We start from the raw sequence: 23074 nt of genomic DNA on the forward strand, positions 1-23074 counted from the left end.
CCGCGCAGATCCGCGGACCGCACGAGAGGAGGGGCGCACCCGATGAACGCCGTCGACCTCGCCCGGCTCCAGTTCGCGCTCACGGCAGGGTTCCACTTCCTGTTCGTCGCGCTGACGCTGGGCTTGGCTCCGCTGCTGTGTTTCCTTCAGACCAGGTGGGTGATCACCGGGAAACGCGAACACCGTGCCGCGACCCGGTTCTGGGGCAGGCTGTACGTGGCCAACTACGGGATCGGGATCGTGACCGGGCTGGTGATGGAGTTCCAGTTCGGGCTGAACTGGGGCGGGGTCACGGCGTACGCGGGCAACGTCTTCGGCGCGCCCATGGCACTCGAGGCGATCGTCGCGTTCTTCCTTGAGTCGACGTTCCTCGGGATGTGGCTCTTCGGATGGGACCGCATCCCGAAGTGGGCGCACCTCGCGCTGATCTACCTGGTCACGCTCACCGCGTACGCTTCGGCGCTGTTCATCATGGTTGCCAACGGTTTCCTGCAGCATCCCGTCGGCGGCGAGGTGCGGGACGGGGTGTTCCGGCTCACCGATTTCGGTGCGCTGATGACCAACCGCGAAGCCCTCGACGGACTCGGCCACCTGGTGGCCGCAGCCTTGCTGACCGGCGCGCTGTTCATGGCGGGCATCAGTGCGTGGCACCTGGCGCGGCGCACCCCGCAGCGGGAGTTTTTCCTTTCGTCGCTGCGGATCGGGGCGGTCGTGGCCCCGGTCGCCGCGCTCGTCACCGTCGCCGGCGGGTTCGTGCAGACCGACTACCTGAAGATCGACCAGCCCGCGAAGATCGGGCAGGCGCTGGAGGACCAGGCGTCGCTGGCGGCCGCACACGGGCAGCCGCTTCCGCCGGCGTGGATCTCGGGTCCGACGCAGATCATGGTGATCCTCGGGTTCCTCCTGGTGCTGCTGTCGGTGTACGCGCTGATCGTCACGCTGATTTCCCGGGGCAAGCGGGCGCGGTTCTTGTTGCGCCCGCTCACCTGGGTGATCCCGCTGCCGTTCCTGCTCACCCTCTGCGGCTGGGTGCTGCGCGAGGTGGGGCGGCAGCCGTGGACGGTCTACGGACTCCTGCGCACGGACCAGGCCGCCTCGGCGGTGCACGAGGGCTCCGTGGTCGCGTCGTTCGCCGTGTTCGGCCTGCTGCTGGCCGCGCTCGGGGTGGCCGACTACCTGGTGATCCGCCGGTTTTCCCGGCGCTGGGACGACATTCCGGAGCTGGTCCGCGAGCAGACGGCGGCGCCGGCGGTTCCGCTCGAGGCGGGAAGGGTCCTCTGATGGCACAAGGGTTGCTGCTGGCCGCGGTCGGGCTTTTCTTGACCGGATACCTGATTCTCGACGGGTCGGCGTTCGGTGTCGGAGCGGTGCGGCTGCGCACCGGCGGCGGCGAGACCGAGCGGCGGCTTTCGCTCAACGCGGTGGGGCCGTACTTCCTCGGCCACGAGGTGTGGGTCGTGGCCGCCGTCGGGCTGCTCATCGGTGCGTTCCCGGAACTCGAAGCGGCGGTGTTCACCGGGTATTTCCCGGTGTTCGTGGTGCTCGTCGGCGCGTTCGTGCTGCGGGACGGCGGGATGTGGTTGCGCAGCCGCCGGGAGAGCGCGGGTTCGCGGCGGTTCTGGGACCGGGCGATCGCGGTGGCGAGCGTGGTGCTCGCACTCAGCTGGGGGCTCGTGCTCGGCAATCTCGCCGAGGGCGTGCCGAGCGGCGGGCACCCCGCCGCGGCGTTCAGCCCGTACGCCCTGTTGTGCGCGCTGGCCTTCGGGTGCCTCGTGGTGGTGCACGGCGCGGCGTTCCTCGCGATGCGGGTGCGCGGAGAGCAGTCCGTGCGCGCGGCGGCGCTCGCGCGACGGCTGGTGCTGCCCGCGGCGGGGTTGCTGGTATTGGTGCTGGCGTTCGGATTCCTGGCCGCGGATGTCGCCGCGCCGGTGGTCGCGGCAGTGCTGGTGGCCCTGGCCGTCGTGGCGTTGGCCGTGGCCGCGCGGTTCCTCGGCAGGGGAGTGCACGGCCCGGCGTTCGCCGCCACGGCTTGCGCGGTCGGGCTGCCGGTGCTCGCGGTCGGAGCCGGGCAGAGTCCGGTGCTGGTCGGGCTGGCGGCCGCGCCGGAGAGCTTGGCCGTGCTCGGGGTGTTCCTCGCGTGCGCGCTGCCGGTGATGCTGCTGGGGCAGGTCTGGCTGTGGCGGGCGTTCGCCGGGCCGGTGGTGCCGGCCGCACCGCTGTATTTCTGATGGGCGACCGGACCGCGGGCCGTCTCGCGCGCTTGCCGGGGACGCGGCGGCTGACCGCGGTGTCCGCGGGCACCGGCGCAGCGACGGCCGGCCTCGTGGTGGCGCAGGCGGAGCTCCTCGCGGTCGTGCTGACCGGGCCGAGCGCGGCGAATGTCGTCGCGCTGGCCGGTGTGCTCGGTGCGGGGGCGGCGTTGAGCTGGATCCGCGGGCGGCTCGTCACGTCGGCGGCCGCGACCGTCACGGGCGCGGTACGGGCCCGGCTCGCGGACGCGATCAGCGGCCTGGGCCCGGTCCGCCTGCGCGCCGAGCGAGGCGGCGAGCTCGCGACGCTGGCCGGCCCCGGTTTGGACGGCCTCGACACGTACCTCACCGAGTATCTGCCCCAGCGCGTGCCCGCCGTACTGGTGCCGCTGGCCGTGCTGGCCGCGGTCGTCGCGGCTGATCCTTGGTCGGCGGTGGCGATCGCGCTGACGTTGCCGCTGATTCCCGTGTTCGGCGCGCTCGCGGGGTGGTACACCCGCAGCGCGGCGGCCGGGCAGTGGGGCAAACTCGCCGAACTGGGCGGGCATTTCCTCGACGTGGTGCGCGGGTTGCCGACGCTGCGGGCGTTCGGCCGGTCGGGCCACCAGATCGGCGTCGTCGAGCGCACCGCCGAGGCCTACCGCGGCGCGACCATGCGGACGTTGCGGATCGCTTTTCTTTCCGGCCTCGCCTTGGACTTGGTGACCACGTTGTCCGTCGCCTTGGTCGCGGTGCCGATCGGCTTCCGCCTGCTGGACGGCACGCTCGGTCTCCGGACCGGCCTTCTGGTGCTGCTGCTGGCCCCCGAAGCCTACAAACCCTTGCGCGACTTGGGTTCGGCTTTCCACGCGGCCGCCGCCGGCCGCGCCGCCGCGGACCGGGCTTTCGCGGTGATCGACGAAGCTGGGCCCCAGGCTGCTGCTCCGGTTGCCGAGGACCAGTCGCTGCCTTCCGGCCCCGGGCGGGCCGTTTCAAGCGAAGTGCTGATCCGGCTCTCCGGTGCCGAAGTGCGCTTTCCCGGGGCAGCCGACCCGGTGCTCCGGGACGTCGAACTGTGCGTGCGACCGGGCGAACGGATCGCGCTGGTCGGCCCGAGCGGAGCGGGCAAGAGCAGCCTCCTCGCGGTGTTGCTCGGCTTCCTGCCCGCGACCGGTTCGGTGCACCTCGGCGGAACCCCGCTCGACGATCTGCTGGCCGATCCCGCAGCCCTTGCCGCGTGGCACTCTCGCCTCGCCTGGGTCGGCCAGCGCCCCCACCTCTTCGCAGGCACCATCGCGGACAACATCGCCCTCGGCGACCCGGCCGCCACCCCGGACCGCGTCCGCGCTGCCGCGCGCGCCGCCTGTGCGGACGATTTCATCGACGCCTTGCCTGATGGTTACGCGACTCTCTTGGGTGAGCGCGGCGTTGGTCTGTCTGTCGGTCAGCGCCAGCGCGTGGCCCTCGCTCGGGCGTTTCTCGTCGATGCGCCGTTATTGCTTCTCGACGAGCCTACCGCCGGTCTCGATGCCGGGAGCGAGCTTGCCGTCGCCACCGCGACTCGTCGTTTGATGGCCGGTCGTACTGTCGTGCTGGCTACTCACCGGCCCGCGCTGCTATCCGATGTGGACCGGGTTTTCCGGGTCGCGGACGGGCGAGTCTGGGCGGATGCCGAGGCGGGGGTGCCAGCCGGATGATCACCTTGCGCGCCGCCTGTGCGGACGATTTCATCGACGCCTTGCCTGATGGCTATGCGAATCTCTTGGGTGAGCGCGGTGTCGGTCTGTCGGCCGGTCAGCGTGTCGCCCGCGCCCGGGCGTTTCTCGTCGTGCTGGCCACTCACCGGCCCGCGCTTCTGTCCGATGTGGACCGGATCTTCCGGGTCGCGGACGGGCGAGTCTGGGCGGATGCCGAGGCGGGGGTGCCTGCCGGATGAGCACTCTGCGCGCCGCCTGTGCGGATGATTTCATCGACGCCCTGCCTGATGGCTACGCGACTCTCTTGGGTGAGCGCGGTGTCGGTCTGTCGGCCGGTCAGCGTGTCGCCCGCGCCCGGGCGTCTCTCGTCGTGCTGGCCACTCATCGTCCCGCGCTTCTGTCCGATGTGGACCGTATCCTCCAGGTCGCGGACGGGCGAGTCCGCGCTGACGCTGAGGCGGGAGTGTCAGCCGGATGAGCACTCTCCTCCGCACCGTGCTGCGCTGGGCCGGCGGACGGGCGCTGCGCGGGCTCGCGCTGGCCGCCGCGGCGGGAGCGGCGAGCGAACTGGCCAGCGTGGGGTTGATGGCGACCGCGACGTGGCTCATCGTGCGGGCTGCCCAGCAGCCGCCGGTCGCGGCGTTGGGGTTGGCGATCGTCGGGGTGCGGGCATTCGCGTTGTCGCGCGGGGCTTTCCGGTACGTCGAGCGGCTGAGCGGGCACCACGCGGCGCTGTCGGTGCTGGTGCGGCTGCGGCGGAAAGTGTTCGAGGCATTGGAGCGCGGAGCGCCGAATCGGTTGCGCAGCGGGGATTCCCTGTCCCGGATGGTGTCCGATGTGGACGCTATACAGGACCTGCTGCTGAGGTCGCTGGCTCCGTTCGCGGTGGCGGTCGTCGTCGGAACCGGAGTGGTGATCGCGGGCCTGGTGCTCCATCCGGTGGCGGGGGCGGTGCTCGCGGGCGGGCTGGCAGCTGCCGTGATGGTGGTGCCGGCGCTCGCCTGCCTGAGGCTGCGCCAGTTGCTGCCCCGCGTCGCACGGGCGCAGGCGGACCTTGGCGACTGCTACCTCGATCTCGCCGAAGGAGCCGCCGAGCTCGCCGTCTACGGTGCCCGCGGCCGCGCCGAGCAGGCAGCTCGTGCCACGGCCCGGAACTTGGCCGAGCTGACCAAAAAGGGTGCGCGCGTGGTGCAAACCGCGACGGCCGCGGTGGCGCTGGTGCAGGCGGTCACGACCCTCGTCGTCTTGCTGGTCAGTGGGTCCGCGGTCCTCACGCTCACCGCGCTGACCGTGTTCGCGATCGCCGCTCCGCTGCCCTCCGGGGCGAGGCATCTGGCCGGGGCGGCCGCGCCGGTGCACCGGATCGAGGAACTCCTCGCTGCCCGCGCCGCGTTCAGCGAGCCTGAGCATCCGCGGGCCGTTCCGGAAGCGGTTGCCGTGGAACTGACCGGGATCCGCGTCCGTTACGACGAGGACCGCGCGCCCGCGCTCGACGGGTTCGATCTGCGGGTGGAGCCCGGCAAACGCGTCGCCCTCGTCGGGGCGAGCGGGTCGGGCAAGAGCACCGTGCTCGCGGTCCTCTCCCGGTTGGCGGAACCCGACGCCGGCCGCTACTTCCTGAACGACCACGACGTGCGTGAGTACACGACGGTCGACGTCCGTGCCCGCATCACCGGCGCCGCGCAGGACGCGTACGTCTTCCACGCCTCTCTGCGCGACAACCTCGCCCTCGCCCGGCCCGCGGCGACGGACTCCGAACTCGAAGCCGCCGCTCGCCGGGCCCGGCTCGAACTGCCGGGCGGGCTGGACACTGTCGCCGGTCACGACGGCAGTCTGCTTTCGGGAGGGCAGCGGCAACGGCTTGTCCTCGCCCGTGCGCTGCTCGCCGACCCCGCGGTGCTGCTCCTCGACGAACCTGTCGAAGGTGTCGACCCGCCGACAGCCGCGCAGTTGCTTGCCGAAGCCCTCGACGCCACGCGCGGGCACGCGGTCGTGCTGGTCACGCACACGCTGGCCGGTCTTGACGCGGTCGACGAGATCGTGGTGCTCGACCAGGGCCGCGCCGTGCAACGCGGCGCGCACGCCGAGCTTGTCGCGGAACCCGGCCCGTACCGGCGGTTGTGGGAGGCCGAGAACTTCGCGGCCGGCCCGAGCCGCGCACCGAGGCGACTCTAGGCGTGCCCGCCATGGTCAGTGCATGAGAGTCCTGTTGCTCAGCAGTCCTTCCGGCAGTCACCTGCTTCCGATGATCCCGGTCGCCTGGGCGCTTCGCGCCGCGGGACACGAAGTCCTCGTCGTCGGCCGCCCGAACGTCGCGGACACCGCGACCCGCGCCGGTCTGTCGGTGAAGACGATCGGCGACGAGTTCGACGGCAACGCCATCTGGGCGGAACTCCTGCCGCCCGGCCAGCGTCCCATCGAGGCGTTCGGCCGCGGCGGCGAGGACTCCGGCGGCGAGGCGACGCGCGCGTGGTCGTTCCTCGCCGATCAGGTGGTGGACGAACAGATCGAGTTCGCCATGGGGTGGGCTCCCGACCTGATCGTCGCCGACCCGTTCGAGCTCAGCGCGCTGCTCGTCGGCGGGGTGCTCGGCGTGCCCGTGGTGCAACACCGCTGGGGCGTCGACGTGATGGGCGCGTCCGCGCTCGTGTCCGGCCGCCGGTTCCTCGCCGCAACCTGCGCTCGCCTCGGCCTCGACGCGCTGCCCGATCCGGCGCTCGTCATCGACCCCTGCCCGCCCTCGCTGCAGACCGAAGCCGCAGCCGGCGGCAAAGCGATCCGTTACGTGCCCTTCAACGGCGCCGCCCGCGACGTCGACATCTGGCCTGAACACACGTCGGGCCCGAAGGTCATCGCGACCTTCGGCTGGCACGCGCTGGCGCTCAACAGCCACCGGCTGCTGCGTTCGGTGCTGGACGCCGCGGCCGGCCTCCCCGCGGTGACCTTCGCGATGACGCTGGGGGAGAAGTACCGCGAAGAACTCGGCGAGATCCCGGCCAACGTCGTGCTCATCGACCCGACTCCGCTGCATCTCGTCGTCGGCGACTGCGCCGCGGTGGTGCATCAGGGCGGCTCCGGCACCGGCCTCACCGCGCTGGCGCACGCCGTGCCGCAGGTCGTGCTCCCCGGCTACATGGAGGAATTCGACTACGGCGACGTTCTCGCCGAAGCCGGCGCCGGCGTTACCCTCGACACGGCCGAGGGGCAGAACGATCCGGAGACCGTGCGGGCCGCGCTGGTCAAAGTGCTCGAGGACGACGGCTACCGCGAACAAGCCCGGCAGCTGCGCGCCGAGATCGAGCGCACCCCGGCGCCGGCGGCCGTGGTGGCCGAACTCGAAGCGCTCGCCGCGCGGTAGGTCGGCTCGCGCGCGAAGCACCCGTCGTCCCGAGCCGCGGCAAACCCGACATAGGGCCTGAATGGGATAAATATGTGCCCCTATTGGTGAATAGTGCGGTTCTCCTCGAACGGCTGATATGATCGTTTGAGATTCGCGATTTCACCGTCTGGGGGCGGCAGAGATGGAATTCAATTGCTGTAGAAAAAATACTCGCCGGACGCCGTGCGGCAGATGGTGACTAACGTGAATGGGGTACGCGTACTCGTCGGCAACGCCAGTCGGCTCATGCTCGAACTACTGGCGGGTACGTTGTGCGCCGCGGACGGGTTCACCGTGGTCGGAGTCGCCTCCGGTCCGGCGTCGGTGCTGCCCGCGATCAGGCACTACACGCCCGGGGTGGTGATCATCGGGGCGAGGGGCGGCGCCGCGACCGGTCTCACGTTGACCGAGCGGGTCGCGGCCGAGGCTCCGTGGTGCAAGGTCGTGGTGGTGACCGTGAGCCTGGAGGAGGCGCTGCGGGACCAGGAAGCGCTGCGGGACCGGGCGATCGAGAGGGGTGCCACCGCGGTCATTTCGATGGAACACTCGCTGTCGCAGCTGATCCACGTCGTCCAGGGCGCCGCGGGGGTCGGGCGGGTGCGCGCGGGGGCGGACCCGGTGGGGTCGCTGGCCCGTGCGGAACTGACGAAACGGGAGCAGGACATCCTCCGTCTCACGTGGACGGGTGCGTCGGTGAAGGAGGTGGCCCGGGAGTTGTGCCTGGCTCCGGGCACGGTGCGGAACCTGACTTCGGGATGCATGCGCAAGCTGGACGCGCGCAATCGGTTCGAAGCGGCCCGCATTGCCATGGAACGACATTATTTGTGAACTGCTCCATTCGTGCGGAGAAGGTAATCCGGTACTGCCCGGGCGGAGTCCGGCGGGCGGATTGAAGGCGTGGGTCGAAATAGCGTTTTCGACCCACGCCTTCGACGTCAGGTGCGCATTTTCCGGCTCAAGGAAACGTCGACGCGCTCTCCACCGCCGCGGCCGACGCTGATCGCCACGGCATCGGTGATCGGGAGGACGGCATGCGCATTCTGTTCGTGACATGGTCGGCGCCAGGGCATTTCAACCCCATGGTGCCGCTCGCGAGGGCCTGTCTCGCGGTCGGGCACGAGGTGCGGGTCGCGGGGCCGCCGTCGTGCCGGAACCCGATCGTCTCCGCGGGGCTGCCCGCGGTGGTGTGCGGGGAGGACGTGGATCTTTCCGCCATTCCGACCGACGGCCGGCTGCGCGCGTGGGACGAACCGGAGTCGTGGCCGATGGGCTGGCCGCAGCGGCCCGGGCTGCTCGGGCCGGCGCAGACGGACGCACTGGACTGCGCGGCCGACCGCCAGGTCGTGGTCGCCGAGGCGATGCTGCCCCAGCTGATCGCCTTCGGCCGCTGGTGGGGCGCGGACCTCGTGGTGGCCGACCCGCTCACGTTCGCCGGCCCGGTCGCGGCTGCCGCGCTCGGGGTGCCGCTGGTGTCGCACGGCTGGGAGATCGGCACGGTGCTGCACGCGGAGCGCGCCGGGCGCGGTGTGCACTACCGCGAGGGGTACGCGCAGCTGTTCCGCAGCCGCGGCCTCGAGCCGCAGCCCGCTTCGAGGGTGCTCGTCGACCCGTGCCCGCCCAGCCTCGTCGCGGGAGGCGAAGGCGTGGTGCGCCGGGTGCCGATCCGCCATCAGTCCTACACCGGGTCCGGGGCTGTCCCGTCGTGGCTCGTGGAACCGCGGGAGCGCAGGCGGATCTGCCTCACCGGCGGGATCGCGACCGGCAAGATCGACGGCGGCCAGGCCAAGCGCGTGCTCGCCGACCTGATCGAACTGACCGGTGACCTCGACGCGGAAATCCTGCTCGCCGGAGAACAGGGCACTACGGCCGAGCCGCTGCCGCCGCGGGTGCGCGAGATCGGGCTCGTGCCGTTTTCGCTGCTGCTGCCTTCGTGCGACGCGGTCGTGCACCACGGCGGGACCGGCACCGCGTTGTGCGCGGTGGCCGCCGGAGTTCCGCAGGTCGTGGTGCCGCGCTCGCCGATCTACGGCGAGGTGGGCCACCAGATCGCGGCCGCCGGTGCGGGCCGGGTGCTGCCGGCCGGCGCGGAGCGCGCGGCGCTGACCTCGGCGATCGAGGAGGTGCTCACGGATTCGCGCTATCCCAAGGCGCTTGCGGGGTTGCGGCGCGAGATCGAGGACGCCCCGACGCCCGCGGCGGTGGCCGAGCGGCTGCCTGAAGTCGCCGAAGCGGCGGCCGGCGCGCGGGTCGGCGAACCCGTTTGAGGCCGGCTCCACCCAGCCTGGTGTCACTCCGCTTAGCGTACGCGGTATCGGAACGCGTACAACGTACACAGATCGGTGAGGTATGGACAACGCAGCTCTGACTTCCCGCCGGGCCGGTGCCGGCCCGGTCCGCTCCGGGCGGGTCGCGTGACGCCCCCGGTGCTCGCGGCGCTCGGCGGCCCGCCGGCGTTCCGCGAGCCGGTCCACGTCGGCAGGCCGAACGTGCTCGACCCCGACCGCGTCCTCGAACTCATCCGCGGTGCGCTGGACAGCCGGTGGCTGACCAACTTCGGCCCGCTCGTGCGGGAGTTCGAGCAGCGGGTCGCCGAACTGGCGGGCGCGCGCTACTGCGTGGCCACGACCAGCGCGACGTCCGGGCTTCAGGCGCTGCTCACGGCATCGGAGCTCACCGGCGAGGTCATCGTGCCCTCCTTCACCTACGTCGCCACCGTGCACGTGCTGCGGCTGGCCGGGCTGACGCCGGTGTTCTGCGACATCGACGAGGACACGCACAACCTCGACCCGCGCGAGGTCGAACGGCTGGTCACGCCGCGCACGTCCGCGATCCTCGGCGTGCACGTGTGGGGCCGCCAATGCGCGGTCGACGAACTGGCGAAGATCGCCGACCGGCACGGCCTCAAGCTGTTCTACGACGCCGCGCACGCCTTCGACTGCGGTTACCGCGACCGCGGGATCGGCGGATACGGAAACGCGGCGGTGTTCAGTTTTCACGCGACGAAGTTCGTCAACGCCTTCGAGGGCGGCGCCGTCGTGACCGACGACGAGGAGCTCGCGGCGCGCGTCCGGGCCACGCATTTCTTCGGCTTCGACGCCGAGAACCGCGTGATCGGGCTCGGCATCAACGCCAAGATGACGGAGGCGTCCGGTGCGATGGGGCTGACGTCGATCGAAGGGCTGCCGACGTTGCGCGCGGTGAACCGCGAGCGCTTCGGGTGCTACACCGAGGACCTGGCCGAGGTGCCGGGCGTGCGGCTGATCGTGCCGGGGCCGGGGGAGTATTCGAGCCACCATTTCGTGGTCGTCGAAGTCGATCCGGCGTCCGGTCTCGACCGGGATCTGATGGCGAAAGCGTTGCGGGCGGAGAACGTGCTGGTGCGCAAGCACTTCGATCCGCCGTGTCATCGGCTGGAGCCCTACGCGCACCAGCGCGTGCGGCGTCCGCTGCCCGCTACGGAGCGCCTGAGTTCGCGGGTGATGCAGCTGCCGACCGGGCTCGGGATCAGCGCGGAGGGCGTGCACCGGCTGTGCGAGCTGATCGCGGCGCTCGTCGAGCACGCGCCGCGAGTGCGGGCGCGGCTGGCCGGGTGAGGCCGCCCGGGTGAGGCTGGGATTACATCGTTCCGTCGTGCGTGCAGCGTTACTCTTGCGTACAGTGTTACCTGTCAAGGTTGCCCTGCGGCGAGAAGGAGACGCACGATGGAAACCCAGGTGCGGGCCAAGTCAGGCCTGCTCCATGCGGCGATGGGGCTCTCGGTGTGGCTGTACCGCCGCAGCGGCGGCGCGATCGGCGGAGTGCTCGGCGGCGCACCCATCCTGTTGCTGACCACCACCGGACGCAAGACGGGCCGCACCCGGACTCGCCCGGTGGTCTACACCGAGGACGACGGCAGGCTGGTGGTCGTCGCCGCCCGCGGCGGCGACGACCATCACCCCGCCTGGTGGCTGAACCTCCGCGCGACCGGCCGCGCTTCCGTCCAGGTCGGCAAAGACCGCTTCGACGTCAAGGCTCGCGAAGCCGTCGGCGAAGAACGCGACCGGCTGTGGGAAAAGCTGGTGGCGGTGTATCCGCCGTACGCCGAGTACGCGGACAAGACCAGCCGCCGGATGCCGGTCGTGGTTCTCGAGCGCAGTTGATCTCTGGTTATGAGCTTCTGCTGGCTGGACACTCCCTAGTGGACAGTCGGCCGCTGTAAGGATCCGGCCGGTCGACGGCATGTCTCGCCGATCCGTCCACACTGGACAGAAGTCCCGGCCCGGCCCAGCCCGCCGCGGGAATGCGAGAGTGTCCGAGCCGGGCCGGGAAGTGTTGTGCGGCAACGGCATGCCGGCCGCCGAGTGCGGGACTGGCAGGCCGGTGCCGCGGGTTCAGGCGAGGTCGTCGCGCCGGACGGCGCGGCTTTGGACCCGCCATTCCCCTTCGGAAGTGCGGACGAGGACGTCGTCGCAGGTGGTGCTCATCAGGACGGTCGTCTGGCCGCCGCGCGGCGTTTCGAGGATCTGGGCGTAGGAGCGGACCCGGTAGCCGCCCTCGGTGCGGGGTTCGGCGGCGAGCATGCCGAGCCAGTGGCGGCGCTGCACGCCGCGCTCGGCCAGTGCGGCGTGCGCCTTGCGGGCGCCGTCCGCGATCGCGGTACGGCCGACGAACGGGGCCGGGTGCGCGTTCGCGCCGAACGATCCGTCCTCGGTGAACGTGGCGGCCCACTCGTCGACCTTGCCGTCGTCGAGCAGGTGCATCTGGCGGGAGTAGAAATTCTGGATCGACGGGTATTCGGTCCCGGGGTCCTGCTGGGTCGGCATCGCGGTCCTCTCCTGCGCACTGGTCGATGTGCTCCGGCGTGATGCTCCGGACGCCGCTTAGAGCGCCGCTGGAGCGCGGATACAGGAGTCGAGCCGACCTGTGCCGCGCCTCAAGCCGCGCCCCGCACCCTTCCCGGTGTGCCGTCCGCCGTTTCCCGCGGCGGCACTGGACGCGGAGAAGGGGCATCGATGGAGAACACCGGACACGCCGCTCTGGTCACCGGCGGGACCAGCGGCATCGGCCTGGCGGTGGTGGAGGAGCTCGCCGGGCGCGGGATTCCCGCCTTCCTGTGCGGGCGCACCGCCGGCAACGTCGAAAAAACTGTTCGCGCGCTTCAGGAAAAAGGACTGCCGGTCGCCGGGCGCACCGCTGACGTGCGCTCGCGCGAGTCGGTGGAAGAGCTGGTCGCGGCGGCGACCGCGGAGTTCGGCCCGATCTCGGTGCTGGTGAACAACGCGGGCCGCAGCGGCGGCGGCGTCACCGCGGAGATCTCCGACGAGCTGTGGAACGACGTCATCGACACCAACCTCAACAGCGTGTTCCTGCTGACGCGGGCCGTCCTCTCGAAAGGCGGCATGCGCGAGCTTCCCTCCGGCCGGATCATCAACATCGCCTCGACCGGCGGCAAACAGGGCGTGCCGCTGGGCGCGCCGTACTCGGCGGCGAAGAGCGGCGTCATCGGCTTCACCAAGGCACTGGGCAAGGAGCTGGCCCCGACCGGCATCACGGTCAATGCCGTCTGCCCTGGTTACGTGGAAACCCCCATGGCGCAACGGGTTCGCGAAGGCTACGCGGCGGTGTGGGGCGTCACCGAAGACGAGGTGCTCAGCCGTTTCCAGGCGAAGATCCCGCTCGGGCGCTACAGCACGCCCGCCGAGGTGGCGGGGATGGTCGGCTACCTCGTGAGCGATTCCGCCGCTTCGGTGACCGCGCAGGCGATGAACGTCTGCGGCGGTCTCGGCAACTTCTGAAACCCGCAACCCACCGAGGGACGACCCGATGCCTACGCAGCAGCTGCGCACCACCACCCATCACATCGAGATAGCCGCGCCCGCCGACACTGTCTACGGCCTGCTCGCCGACGCCACCCGGTGGCCGGTGTACTTCCGGCCCAACGTCCACGTCGAGCGCCTCGAAGGCACCGACCGCACCGAGCGCCTCCAGATGTGGGCGACCGCGGGCGGCCAGGTCAAGAACTGGATCTCCCGGCGCGATCTCGATCCGGTCAAACGCACGATCGGCTTCCGCCAGGAGGTGTTCAAGCCGCCGGTCGCGGCGATGCTCGGCGAGTGGCAGGTCGAAGCCACCGGCGCCGCCGCGAGCGCGCTCACGCTCCGGCACGAGTTCGCGGCCGTCGACGACGATCCGGACGACTTCGCCTGGCTCACCGACGTCACGAACCGCAACAGCACCACGGAATTGGCCAACGTCAAGGCACTGGCCGAACGCGGCGACCGGCTGGGGGAGCTGGTGTTCTCCTTCGCCGACGAGGTCACGGTCAACGGCTCCGGCGAGGACGTCTACGAGTTCCTCTACCGGGCAGACGAATGGCCGCGGCGCCTGCCGCACGTGTCGCGGTTGGACCTCACCGAGGACCCCGACGGAGTCCAGACCATGATCATGGACACCCGTACCAAGGACGGCTCCACGCACACCACCGAGTCCATCCGGGTCTGTTTCGGCCCCGATCGGATCGTCTACAAGCAAACTGTGGTGCCCGCCTTGATGAACGCGCACACCGGGGAGTGGACCGTCGTCCCGGACGGCGACGGGGTGCGGGTGATCTCGCGCCACACCGTGGAGGTCAAGGAAAGCGCGATCGCGTCCGTGCTGGGCGCCGACGCCAGCGTCGAGACGGCGCGGTCGTTTCTGCGCAAGGCGCTGGGAGGCAACAGCAGCGCGACCCTCGCCCTCGCCAAGGAATTCGCCGAGGGCCGCCGTGGCTGAGCCGTTCGTCGCCGTCGGCCCGCCGCTGCCGCCCGAATGCCCGGACGGCCAGGCGGGCGGCCTGCTCGCCGAGGCAGCGAGGCGATGGCCGGATCGTCCGGCCATCGTCGCCGGCGATCGCACGGCGACCTTCGCCGAGCTGGACGCCGCCGCCGACCGGTTTTCCCGCTGCCTGGGCGACCGGCTCGGTTCCGCCGGGGCCGCGGTCGCCGTCACGTCCTCTTTGGACATTGACTTCGCGGTCGCCTATTACGGTGTGCTGCGCAGCGGAAACGTCGTCGCCCCGCTCAACCCGTTGCTGCCGCCGCCGGTGATCGCGCACAACCTTGCTTCAGTGTCGGCGCGGCTCGCGGTGGTGAGTCCGGAGGTCGCGGAGCGCATAGCTCAGGTCCGTGCGCAGTTGCCGGACCTCGAGGATGTGCTGCCACTCAGCGACGTCGCGACGTTCGGCGGCGAGGCCGTCGCGGCCGAGATCGCCGCTGACGCGCCCGCGTGCCTGCTGTTCACCAGCGGAACCACCGGCGCGCCGAAGGCCGTGCGGCTCTCGCACCGCAACATCACAATCAACGCGGCGCAGGTCCGTCAGGCGCACCATCTCGGGCCGGACGCGGTGTGCGTGGTGAACCTGCCCACCTACCACCCGATGCACCTCAACCCGGCGCTGCTGGCCGGTGCCACGCAGATACTGTGCCCACGCCCGTCCGGAGCTGTCGAGCTTGCGATTCGGTACGGGGCGACGCATTTCTACAGCATGCCGGCCTGGCTGACCCGGCTAGCCGCGACGGACACCGATACTGCCGTCCCGTCCTTGCGCATGATCGCCTCGGGCGGATCGGCTTTGCCGTCTGACGCGGCGGAAACGCTGACCGTGCGCTTCGGCACGCCGGTCTTCCAAGGCTACGGTCTCGCCGAAACGTCCCCGCTCACGCACTCCGACCGGCCGGACGCGCCGGTCACCGGCTCTGTCGGATTCCCGGTCGCGGGAACGGAATGCGACGTCGTCGACACCGGCACGGGTGCGCGGCTGGCGGCAGGCGAGGCGGGCGAGGTCCGCGTGCGCGGACCGCAGGTGATGCTCGGCTATCACGGCCGGCCCGACGGGGAGCACCTCGAAGCGGGCGGCTGGTTCCGGACCGGCGACATCGGGCGCATTTCCGAAGACGGCAGGCTCGTCCTCGTCGACCGGATCAAGGATGTGTTCAAACGCGACAACTGGCTGGTCTCCCCGTCGGCGATCGAGCGGCGGCTGCGCGCTCACGGCGAGGTGGAGGACTGCGTGGTCGTCGACGTCGCGGACCGGGTCGCCGGTGCGGTCGCGGCGGCGTTCGTGGTGTTGCGGGCGCCGGCGGCCGAGGCTGACCTCATCGCGTTCGCCAACCGGGAAGCCCCGGCGTACGAGCATCTCGAGTTCGTCGAGGTGCTCACCGAGATCCCACGATCGGCCAACGGAAAGGTTCAGCGCAAGGAGCTGCGTGCCGAAATGGCACGGCGGCGCGGCGCGCTGACCGGGGAGGGGAAACCGTGAGCACACTCGCCGTTCTCGTCGTCGGCGCGGGTCCGACCGGGCTCACCCTGACCCACGAACTCGCCCGCCGCGGCGTTTCCGTCCGGCTGGTCGACGCCGCCGACGGCCCGGCCGTCACGAGCCGCGCGCTCGCGACCCACGCCCGGACGCTGGAGGTGTTCGACCAGATGGGCGTGGCCGAACGGCTGCTGCCGCGCGGTCGCCGGGTCGAGCATTTCACGCTGCATCAGCGGGGCCGCGAACTCATTCGCTTCGACACCAACTACGACCGCCTGCCGACCCGGTTCCCGTTCACGCTGATGGTCGACCAGGCCGTGACGGAACAGGTCCTGCGCGAACGCGTGGCCGAGCTCGGCGTGGAGGTGGAATGGGGCGTCGAGTTGACCGGGCTGACGCGCCGCGAGGACCGCGTCGACGTCCGGCTGCGCGCCGGCGGCGTGGAAAGCGAATTGAGCGTGCCGTGGCTCGTCGGCACCGATGGCGGGCACAGCACTGTGCGCAAGGAGCTTGGCCTGAAGCTCCACGGCGACCAGTCGCAGACGTGGCTGATCGCCGATGCCGAGGTCGAGTGTTCCCTTCCGCAGAACAGCATCCATTGGCTCGACACCGGCGCCGGAACGGTGATGCTGGTGCCCTTCCCCGAACCGGGCAAGTGGCGGTTGCTGGACACGGCGGACATCGGCGGCGACGCGGACCGCGTGGTCGACCGGTTCACCGAAAAGATTTCGCGCGCGATCGGCGAGCGAGTCGTGATCCGGCCGCCGAGCTGGGTTTCGGTGTTCACCATCCAGCAGCGCATGATCGAAGCGATGGGCCGGGGGCGGTGCCTGCTCGCCGGCGACGCCGCCCACGTGCACAGCCCGGCCTCCGGGCAAGGCATGAACACCGGCATTCAGGACGCCTACAACCTCGGCTGGAAACTGGCCGCGGTCGTGACCGGCGAGGCGGGCCCCGAACTGCTGCGTTCCTACGACGACGAGCGGATGCCGGTCGGGCGCAAGCTCCTCGGTTCGACGCGCACGGCCACCGCGCTGGTGGCGCTGCGCAGCGCGGCGATGTCCACCCTCATGCCGGTCGGTCTCGCGGCCCTGCGCAGGCTCACGCCGGCGAAACGCAGGCTGGAGCACAAGATCATGAGCGGCATGTCGGGCCTGTCACTGTCCTATCCGGACAGTGTGCTGAGCGGGCCGGACGGCAGCACCCGGGCGGGGTGGGCGCCGTCCGACTGCGCCGATCCCGCCGCGCTCGCGAGCCTGCTTCGAACGCCGGGCTGGACACTGTGGACGGTGCCGGGCGATTCGGCCGACTGGCCCGCCGCGGTCGCCGCGATCGAAGGCGCGGTGCCCGGCCCGCTGTCGCCGATTTCGCTTGGCAGCGGGGGAGAGGTGCCCGATCCGGACGGCACGCTCGCCGCGCGGCTCGGCCTCGGACCGGGATCGTGGCTCGTGGTGCGGCCCGACGGGTACCGCTGGGCCTCGGGCACGGGCCCGGAAGCACTGCGGGCGGCGGCCGCGCGCTGGCCGTTCCCCGCCGCCGACGCGATCGTGACGGAATCCGGCTGAGGCCGGCCCGCCAACCTGGGCTCGCGCCGCGGGCACCCGCTGTTCCTCCGAGGGGAGAACCCTGCAATGACGATCCAGAACACCACGCCGCTGCTCACCCGGGAAACCCCGGACCTGTTGCGGCGGTTCACCGAATCGGCCACCACGTCCGATCGCCTGCTGCTGCCGACCGGCGAGTTCCGCGAGTGGTTCGCCGACCGTGCGCGGACGCACGAATACCGGGTCGAGCGCGTGCCGCTGGAGAAGATGCCGGGCTGGTCGGTGCGGCCGGACACCGGCAACCTCGTGCACGCCAGCGGCCGCTTCTATTCCATCGAAGGGCTGCGGGTCGACACCGACCACCGCGACGACGGCAGCTGGACCCAGCCGATCATCGTGCAGCCCGAGATCGGCATCCTCGGCATCCTCGTCAAGGAGTTCAACGGGGTGCTGCACTGCCTGATGCAGGCCAAAATGGAGCCGGGCAACGTCAACATGCTCCAGCTTTCGCCGACGGTGCAGGCGACCAAGAGCAACTACACCCGGGTGCACGAAGGATCGGCGATCCCGTACCTGGAGTACTTCACCGCGCCGCGCCGCGGCCGGGTGCTGGCCGACGCGCTGCAATCGGAGCAGGGCGCGTGGTTCCTGCGCAAGCGCAACCGCAATATCGTCGTGGAGACCGACGAAGACGTGCCGCTGCACGACGACTTCTGCTGGCTGACGCTCAATCAGCTGCGGGAGCTGCTGCTCGTCGACAACCTCGTGAACATGGATTCCCGCACCGTGCTCGCCGGCATCCGCTTCGCCGCGCCCATGGACCGGCCGTCGGCGGTGCGGGAGGATTCGTTCCGTGGCGCGCTGATCCGTTCGCTCGCGGAGGTCGACGGCTCCTTGCACAGCACGGCCGAATTGCTCAGCTGGTTCACCGAGCTGAAGGCGCGCCATGAGCTGAGACAGGCCCGCACGCCGCTCGCGCAGGCACCCGGCTGGAGCGAGCGCGACGGCGTGATCTCCCACGCGAGCGGCAAGTTCTTCGAGGTGATGGGGGTCGACGTGCAAGCGACCAGCCGGGAGGTCGCACACTGGGCCCAGCCGTTGTTCGCGCCGCGGGAGAAGGGCGTGCTGGCATTCCTCACCCGGCGAATCGACGGCGTGCTGCACATGCTGGTGCAGGCGCGCACCGAGGCGGGCACGTTCGACGTGGTCGAAATGGCGCCGACGGTGCACTGCACCCCGAACAACTACACCGGCCTCAACGAACACCACCGGCCGCCGTACCTCGACTACGTGCTGAACGTGGACCCGTCGCGAATCCGGTGCGACGTGGTGCATTCCGAGGAAGGCGGACGGCTCTACCAAGCCGAGAACCGCTACCTCATCGTCGAGGTGGAGGACGACTTCCCGCTCGAGACCCCCGACGACTACGTGTGGATGACCGCACGCCAGGTCAACGATCTCGTTCAATACGGCAATCACTTCAACGTCGAAGTCCGCAGTCTGCTCACCTGCTTGCAGGTGCTGTGGTGAGCACCGTGCGGCTCGGGGTGCTCGGCTGTGCCGACGTCGCCGTCCGCCGGGTGCTGCCCGCACTCGCGCGGACGGACTCGGCCGGGCTGACCGCCGTCGCCAGCCGGGACGGGGAGCGGGCCGCCGAGATCGCGGGCCGTTTCGGCGGGGAACCCGTGACCGGGTACGGAGAATTGCTCGCCCGGCCCGATGTGGACGCGGTGTACGTGCCGCTGCCGACCGGCCTGCACGCGGAGTGGGTGCGTGCCGCGCTGGAGCAGGGCAAGCATGTGCTCGCCGAGAAGCCCTTGACCACTACGGAAACCCAGACGCGCGAGCTGTTCGAGCTTGCCGAAAGCCGCGGGCTCGTGCTGCGGGAAAACTACATGTTCCCCTGGCACAGCCAGCACGATGCCGTGCGCAAGCAGGTAGCCGACGGCGCGATCGGGCAGTTGCGCTCGATCCGGGCGACCTTCACTGTGCCGCGCCGGCGCGACGACGACATCCGCCACGACGCGGCACTCGGCGGCGGATCGCTGCTGGACAACGGCGGCTACCCGGTGCGGGTGGCGCGGATGTTCCTCGGCGACGACCTGACTGTCGCCGGCGCCTCGTTGTACCGCCCCGCCGGTGCGGAGGTCGACCACGGCGGATCAGCTGTGCTGCGCCGCGCGGACGGAGCGACCGCGGTGCTGACTTTCGGCATGGATCACGCCTACGAAGCAAGCTACACACTGCACGGCTCGACGGGAGTCCTGACGCTCGACCGGGCGTACGCCCCGCCCGAGGACCATCGCCCGGTGCTGCGCGTTCGGCGGCAGCAGCACAGCGAGGACCACACCTTGCCCGCCGACGACCAGTTCGCCGCTTCGGTGCGCGAGTTCGCACGGGCCGTCGACAGCGCGCGGCGGGCGGGGCGTGACGAGGCCGCCGCCGCGGCCGCGGCGGGGGCGATCGCGCAGGCTCGTCTGATCGACGGGATCCGGCGGTGTTCCCGGCAGTGAGCGAAGCGGTGAGCAATGCGGCCTGTCCGCCCGGAACCGGTGTCCCGAGAGGAAGACCATGGACCAGCTGAAGGATGACATTCTCGACCAGGTGCGCAAGCTCCACGCCGAGCGCCTGCCCCGCGAGTTCCGGCCCGGGATCACGCCGATCCCGAGTTCGGGCGCGGTGTTCAGCGAGGACGACCGCGTGGCGCTGGTCGAGGCCGCACTCGAGATGCGCGTCGCCGCGGGGGTGAGCTCGCGGCGGTTCGAGCGCGAGTTCGCCCGCCTGTTCGGATTGCGCAAAGCACACATGACCAACTCCGGTTCGTCGGCCAACCTGCTCGCTCTCTCGGCGCTGACGTCGGAGCAGCTCGAAGACCGCCGGCTGCGCCCCGGCGACGAGGTGATCACCGTCGCCGCCGGGTTCCCGACCACGGTGAACCCGATCGTGCAGAACGGCCTGATCCCGGTGTTCGTCGACGTCGAACTCGGCACTTACAACACCACGCCGGAGCGGATCGCCGCGGCGATCGGGCCGCGCACGAAGGCGATCATGATCGCGCACGCCCTCGGGAATCCGTACCAGGCGGCGGAAATCGCGCAACTGGCCGACGAGCACGACCTCTTTTTCGTCGAGGACAACTGCGACGCCGTCGGCTCGACCTACCACGGCCAGCTCACCGGCACGTTCGGCGACATGGCCACCACGAGCTTCTACCCGGCCCACCACATCACGACCGGAGAGGGCGGCTGCGTCGTCACGGCGAACCTCGTGCTGGCGCGGATCGTGGAGCAGTTGCGCGACTGGGGCCGCGACTGCTGGTGCGAACCCGGCGAGGACAACACCTGCTTCAAGCGGTTCGACTACCAGCTCGGGACGTTGCCCGCGGGCTACGACCACAAGTACATCTTCTCCCACATCGGCTACAACCTGAAGTCGACCGACTTGCAGGCCGCGCTCGGCGTCTCGCAGCTCGCCCGCGTGCACGAGTTCGGCGCGGCGCGGCGGCACAATTGGACGCGCCTGCGCGACGGCCTCGAAGGCGTGCCCGGCCTGTTGCTGCCGAGTCCCACCCCCGGCTCCGACCCGAGCTGGTTCGGTTTCGTGCTCACCGTGCAGCCGGACGCGCCGTTCACCCGCCGCGACCTGGTGGCGTTCTTGGAGGACCGCCGGATCGGCACCCGCCGTTTCTTCGGCGGGAATCTGACGCGCCACCCGGCCTACCTCGGCACCGAGCACCGCGTGGTCGGCGACCTGGCCAACTCCGACGTGATCACCGAGAACACGTTCTGGATCGGCGTGTACCCGGGCATCACCGAGGAGATGACCGCGTACATGATCTCGTCGATCCGGGAGTTCGCCGGAGTGTCCTCGTGAGCACCAGCGCCGAAGCCGAGGCGACGCGCACTCGTACGCAGGTGTGCGTCGCCGGAGGCGGCCCGGCCGGCTTCGCGCTGGCGCTCGCGTTGCTGAGGGAGGGCGTCGCGGTCACCGTGGTGGAGCGCGCGACGATGAAGGAACGCAAGTTCCGCGGCGAGATCCTGCAACCCGGCGGGCAGGCCGTGCTGGCCGGGCTCGGAGTGCTGGAGGACGCGAAGGCGCTCGGACACTGCGCGACACCGCGGTTCACCGTCGTCGACCGCGGTCGCACGATCCTCGACATCGACTACCGGCGGCTGCCGCCGCCCCACGACCATCTTTTGAGCCTGCCGCAGCTGCACATGTTGAAAACGCTGTACGAGCGGTGTTCGGCGCTGCCCGGTTTCACTTACCTCGAGGGCTACCGCGTGTCCGAGCTGTCGGGCACGACGGTCACCGTTCGCGGACGCGCCGGGAACCACGTGGTCGAGGCCGATTGCGTCGTCGGGGCCGACGGGCGTTATTCCAAGGTGCGCAAGCTCGTGGGCATTCCCGACGGCCGGGAGGACGTGTTCGACCAGGACGTCCTGTGGTGCAAGCTGCACGCGCCCGGCCGCCCCGTCGGCACGGTCAGCGTGCACCAGGCGGCGCGGCGGCCGGTGCTGATCTACGACGCGCATCCGGACACGGTGCAGATCGGCTGGATGCTGCCCCACGGCGGATACGCCGACGTGCTCGAAGCGGGCGTGGACCGCGTGATCGATCAGCTCGCGGACGGATTGCCGCAGTATGCCGACCTCATCCGCGAGCAGGTCCGCGGCCCTCGCGATTTCACCCTGCTCGACGTGTTCGCGGGCTGCGCGCCGCGGTGGTGCGCCGACGGCGTCGTGCTGATCGGCGATGCGGCGCACACCCACAGCCCGCTTGGCGCGCAGGGCATCAATCTGGCATTACAGGACGCTCTCGCGCTCGCTCCGGTGCTCGTCGAAGCGGTGCGGACGAACGACTTTTCGGCTGCGGCGCTGTCCGAGTACGAACGCGTCCGGCGGCCGGCGGTCGCGTCGATCATGCGGTTTCAGAAGCGGCAGAGCCGCGGCATGCTTTCGCGCGGTCGCGTGGCGACGGCGATGCGCCCGGCGATAGCCGGGTTGATTTCGCATACGCCGCTGGCCGCGAAACTCACGCGGCTGGTCGCGTACGGGAAGGTCGCGCCGCCCTCCGGCGCGCCGGCTGGGAAAGGCGGAAGCTGATGGCCCTGATCGATCTTTCGTCGCCGATCGACGCGGCCGGATGGGAGCCGGATCCGGTGAGCCACGACGTGCTCTCCCCGGCCGCCGCCGCGCAGCACATGGCCGACGAAATGCGCGCGCACTTCGGGATCGAGTTCGATCCGGCAGTACTGCCCGGCGGGGAACTGTTGTCGCTGGACACCTTGTCGCTCACCACGCACACCGGCACGCACGTGGACGCACCGTCGCACTACGGTTCCGCGGCGGTGTCCGCCGCTCGGCCGCGGCACATCGACGAGTTGCCGCTCAGCTGGTTCCACGGGGCAGCGCTCACCCTCGACCTCACCGGTGAAGCACCGGGCGCGGTCGGCGCCGCCGCGCTGGAGAAGCGGTTCGCCGCGCTCGGCCGGGAGCCGCGGCCCGGCGAACTCGTGCTGCTGCACACCGGAGCCGACGCCCGCGCCGGAACGCCCGCGTATTTCACGGAGTTCACCGGGCTCGACCATTCGGCGGTGACCTTGTTGCTGGACCACGGGGTTCGCGTGATCGGCACCGACGCGTTCAGCCTCGACGCGCCGTTCACCTGGATGATCGAGCAATTCAGAAGCACCGGCGACCGAGGCGTGCTGTGGCCGGCGCACTTCGCCGGCCGCACCCGCGAATACTGCCAGATCGAACGGCTGGCGAACCTCGGCGCGTTGCCCGCGCAGGGATTCACGGTGAGCTGCTTTCCGGTGAAGGTCAAGGGAGCGGGCGCGGGCTGGGCTCGTGCGGTGGCCTTTGTGGACTGATCCGCCACGCGGAAACGGTCCCCCGGACGCGTTGTCCGGGGGACCGTTTTCGTGTGGCGAGGAAAAGCCGGGACCGGCG

The 23074-nt window shown here is 70.7% G+C and carries 20 protein-coding genes; 19 read left to right on the plus strand and 1 reads right to left on the minus strand.

Annotated elements, in window-relative coordinates; genetic code table 11:
• The first annotated feature begins 42 nt into the window (after positions 1-42).
• The 10 genes from ACWDNU_RS26290 to ACWDNU_RS26335 all read left to right on the plus strand — a co-directional run bounded on the left by ACWDNU_RS26290 (position 43) and on the right by ACWDNU_RS26335 (position 11443).
• Positions 43-1281, plus strand: a complete 1239-nt coding sequence (locus ACWDNU_RS26290) for a cytochrome ubiquinol oxidase subunit I (protein WP_449670849.1) — start codon at positions 43-45, stop codon at positions 1279-1281.
• Positions 1281-2228, plus strand: a complete 948-nt coding sequence (locus ACWDNU_RS26295; RefSeq protein WP_449670850.1) for a cytochrome d ubiquinol oxidase subunit II — start codon at positions 1281-1283, stop codon at positions 2226-2228. The genes ACWDNU_RS26290 and ACWDNU_RS26295 overlap by 1 nt, the downstream gene beginning before the upstream one ends.
• Positions 2228-3925 carry a thiol reductant ABC exporter subunit CydD gene (gene cydD, locus ACWDNU_RS26300; RefSeq protein ID WP_449670851.1) on the plus strand — a complete coding sequence of 566 codons (1698 nt, stop codon included), beginning with the start codon at positions 2228-2230 and terminating at the stop codon, positions 3923-3925. Before ACWDNU_RS26295 ends, cydD begins: the two co-directional genes overlap by 1 nt.
• Entirely contained in the window at positions 3922-4164 is a 243-nt protein-coding gene (locus ACWDNU_RS26305) for a hypothetical protein (RefSeq protein ID WP_449670852.1), read from the plus strand. Before cydD ends, ACWDNU_RS26305 begins: the two co-directional genes overlap by 4 nt.
• 235 nt (positions 4165-4399) lie before the next feature.
• Complete coding sequence (cydC, locus tag ACWDNU_RS26310) at positions 4400-6100, plus strand: thiol reductant ABC exporter subunit CydC (protein WP_449670853.1); 1701 nt, start codon at positions 4400-4402, stop codon at positions 6098-6100.
• Between the two features lie 22 nt (positions 6101-6122).
• Positions 6123-7283, plus strand: a complete 1161-nt coding sequence (locus tag ACWDNU_RS26315; protein WP_449670854.1) for a nucleotide disphospho-sugar-binding domain-containing protein — start codon at positions 6123-6125, stop codon at positions 7281-7283.
• Positions 7284-7508: 225 nt separating this feature from the next.
• Entirely contained in the window at positions 7509-8132 is a 624-nt protein-coding gene (locus tag ACWDNU_RS26320) for a response regulator transcription factor (protein WP_370935386.1), read from the plus strand.
• 203 nt (positions 8133-8335) lie between these two features.
• Positions 8336-9568 (plus strand): glycosyltransferase, encoded by a 1233-nt coding sequence (locus ACWDNU_RS26325; RefSeq protein ID WP_370935387.1) that lies wholly within the window; start codon positions 8336-8338, stop codon positions 9566-9568.
• 147 nt (positions 9569-9715) lie between these two features.
• Positions 9716-10897 carry an aminotransferase class I/II-fold pyridoxal phosphate-dependent enzyme gene (locus ACWDNU_RS26330; RefSeq protein ID WP_370935389.1) on the plus strand — a complete coding sequence of 394 codons (1182 nt, stop codon included), beginning with the start codon at positions 9716-9718 and terminating at the stop codon, positions 10895-10897.
• 108 nt (positions 10898-11005) lie between these two features.
• Positions 11006-11443 carry a nitroreductase/quinone reductase family protein gene (locus ACWDNU_RS26335; RefSeq protein WP_449670855.1) on the plus strand — a complete coding sequence of 146 codons (438 nt, stop codon included), beginning with the start codon at positions 11006-11008 and terminating at the stop codon, positions 11441-11443.
• Between the two features lie 231 nt (positions 11444-11674).
• Here the strand turns inward: ACWDNU_RS26335 and ACWDNU_RS26340 are convergent, their stop codons facing one another.
• Positions 11675-12106: a nuclear transport factor 2 family protein gene (locus ACWDNU_RS26340; protein WP_449670856.1), complete on the minus strand. Its 432-nt coding sequence runs from the start codon at positions 12104-12106 to the stop codon at positions 11675-11677.
• Between the two features lie 189 nt (positions 12107-12295).
• On the opposite strand from ACWDNU_RS26340, the gene ACWDNU_RS26345 reads away from it, so the two are divergent.
• From ACWDNU_RS26345 to ACWDNU_RS26385, 9 genes are all read left to right on the plus strand, one after another.
• A complete protein-coding gene (locus tag ACWDNU_RS26345) occupies positions 12296-13078 on the plus strand; it encodes an SDR family NAD(P)-dependent oxidoreductase (RefSeq protein WP_370935393.1) in 783 nt (260 codons plus the stop codon).
• Between the two features lie 28 nt (positions 13079-13106).
• Positions 13107-14054, plus strand: coding sequence for an aromatase/cyclase (locus ACWDNU_RS26350; protein WP_370935394.1), 948 nt, complete (start codon positions 13107-13109; stop codon positions 14052-14054).
• Positions 14047-15579, plus strand: a complete 1533-nt coding sequence (locus tag ACWDNU_RS26355) for a class I adenylate-forming enzyme family protein (RefSeq protein ID WP_449670857.1) — start codon at positions 14047-14049, stop codon at positions 15577-15579. Before ACWDNU_RS26350 ends, ACWDNU_RS26355 begins: the two co-directional genes overlap by 8 nt.
• Positions 15576-17141 (plus strand): FAD-dependent monooxygenase, encoded by a 1566-nt coding sequence (locus tag ACWDNU_RS26360; protein ID WP_449670858.1) that lies wholly within the window; start codon positions 15576-15578, stop codon positions 17139-17141. The genes ACWDNU_RS26355 and ACWDNU_RS26360 overlap by 4 nt, the downstream gene beginning before the upstream one ends.
• 66 nt (positions 17142-17207) lie before the next feature.
• Positions 17208-18650, plus strand: coding sequence for an NDP-hexose 2,3-dehydratase family protein (locus ACWDNU_RS26365; RefSeq protein ID WP_449670859.1), 1443 nt, complete (start codon positions 17208-17210; stop codon positions 18648-18650).
• Positions 18647-19633, plus strand: coding sequence for a Gfo/Idh/MocA family protein (locus tag ACWDNU_RS26370; RefSeq protein WP_449670860.1), 987 nt, complete (start codon positions 18647-18649; stop codon positions 19631-19633). Before ACWDNU_RS26365 ends, ACWDNU_RS26370 begins: the two co-directional genes overlap by 4 nt.
• A 58-nt stretch (positions 19634-19691) precedes the next feature.
• Positions 19692-20993, plus strand: coding sequence for a lipopolysaccharide biosynthesis protein RfbH (gene rfbH, locus ACWDNU_RS26375; protein ID WP_449670861.1), 1302 nt, complete (start codon positions 19692-19694; stop codon positions 20991-20993).
• On the plus strand, positions 20990-22225 hold the full coding sequence (locus ACWDNU_RS26380; RefSeq protein WP_370935404.1) for an FAD-dependent monooxygenase: 1236 nt from the start codon (positions 20990-20992) through the stop codon (positions 22223-22225). Before rfbH ends, ACWDNU_RS26380 begins: the two co-directional genes overlap by 4 nt.
• Positions 22225-22995 carry a cyclase family protein gene (locus ACWDNU_RS26385; RefSeq protein ID WP_449670862.1) on the plus strand — a complete coding sequence of 257 codons (771 nt, stop codon included), beginning with the start codon at positions 22225-22227 and terminating at the stop codon, positions 22993-22995. Before ACWDNU_RS26380 ends, ACWDNU_RS26385 begins: the two co-directional genes overlap by 1 nt.
• Positions 22996-23074 lie beyond the last annotated feature (79 nt).

This window comes from Amycolatopsis sp. NPDC003676 (genome assembly GCF_053587275.1).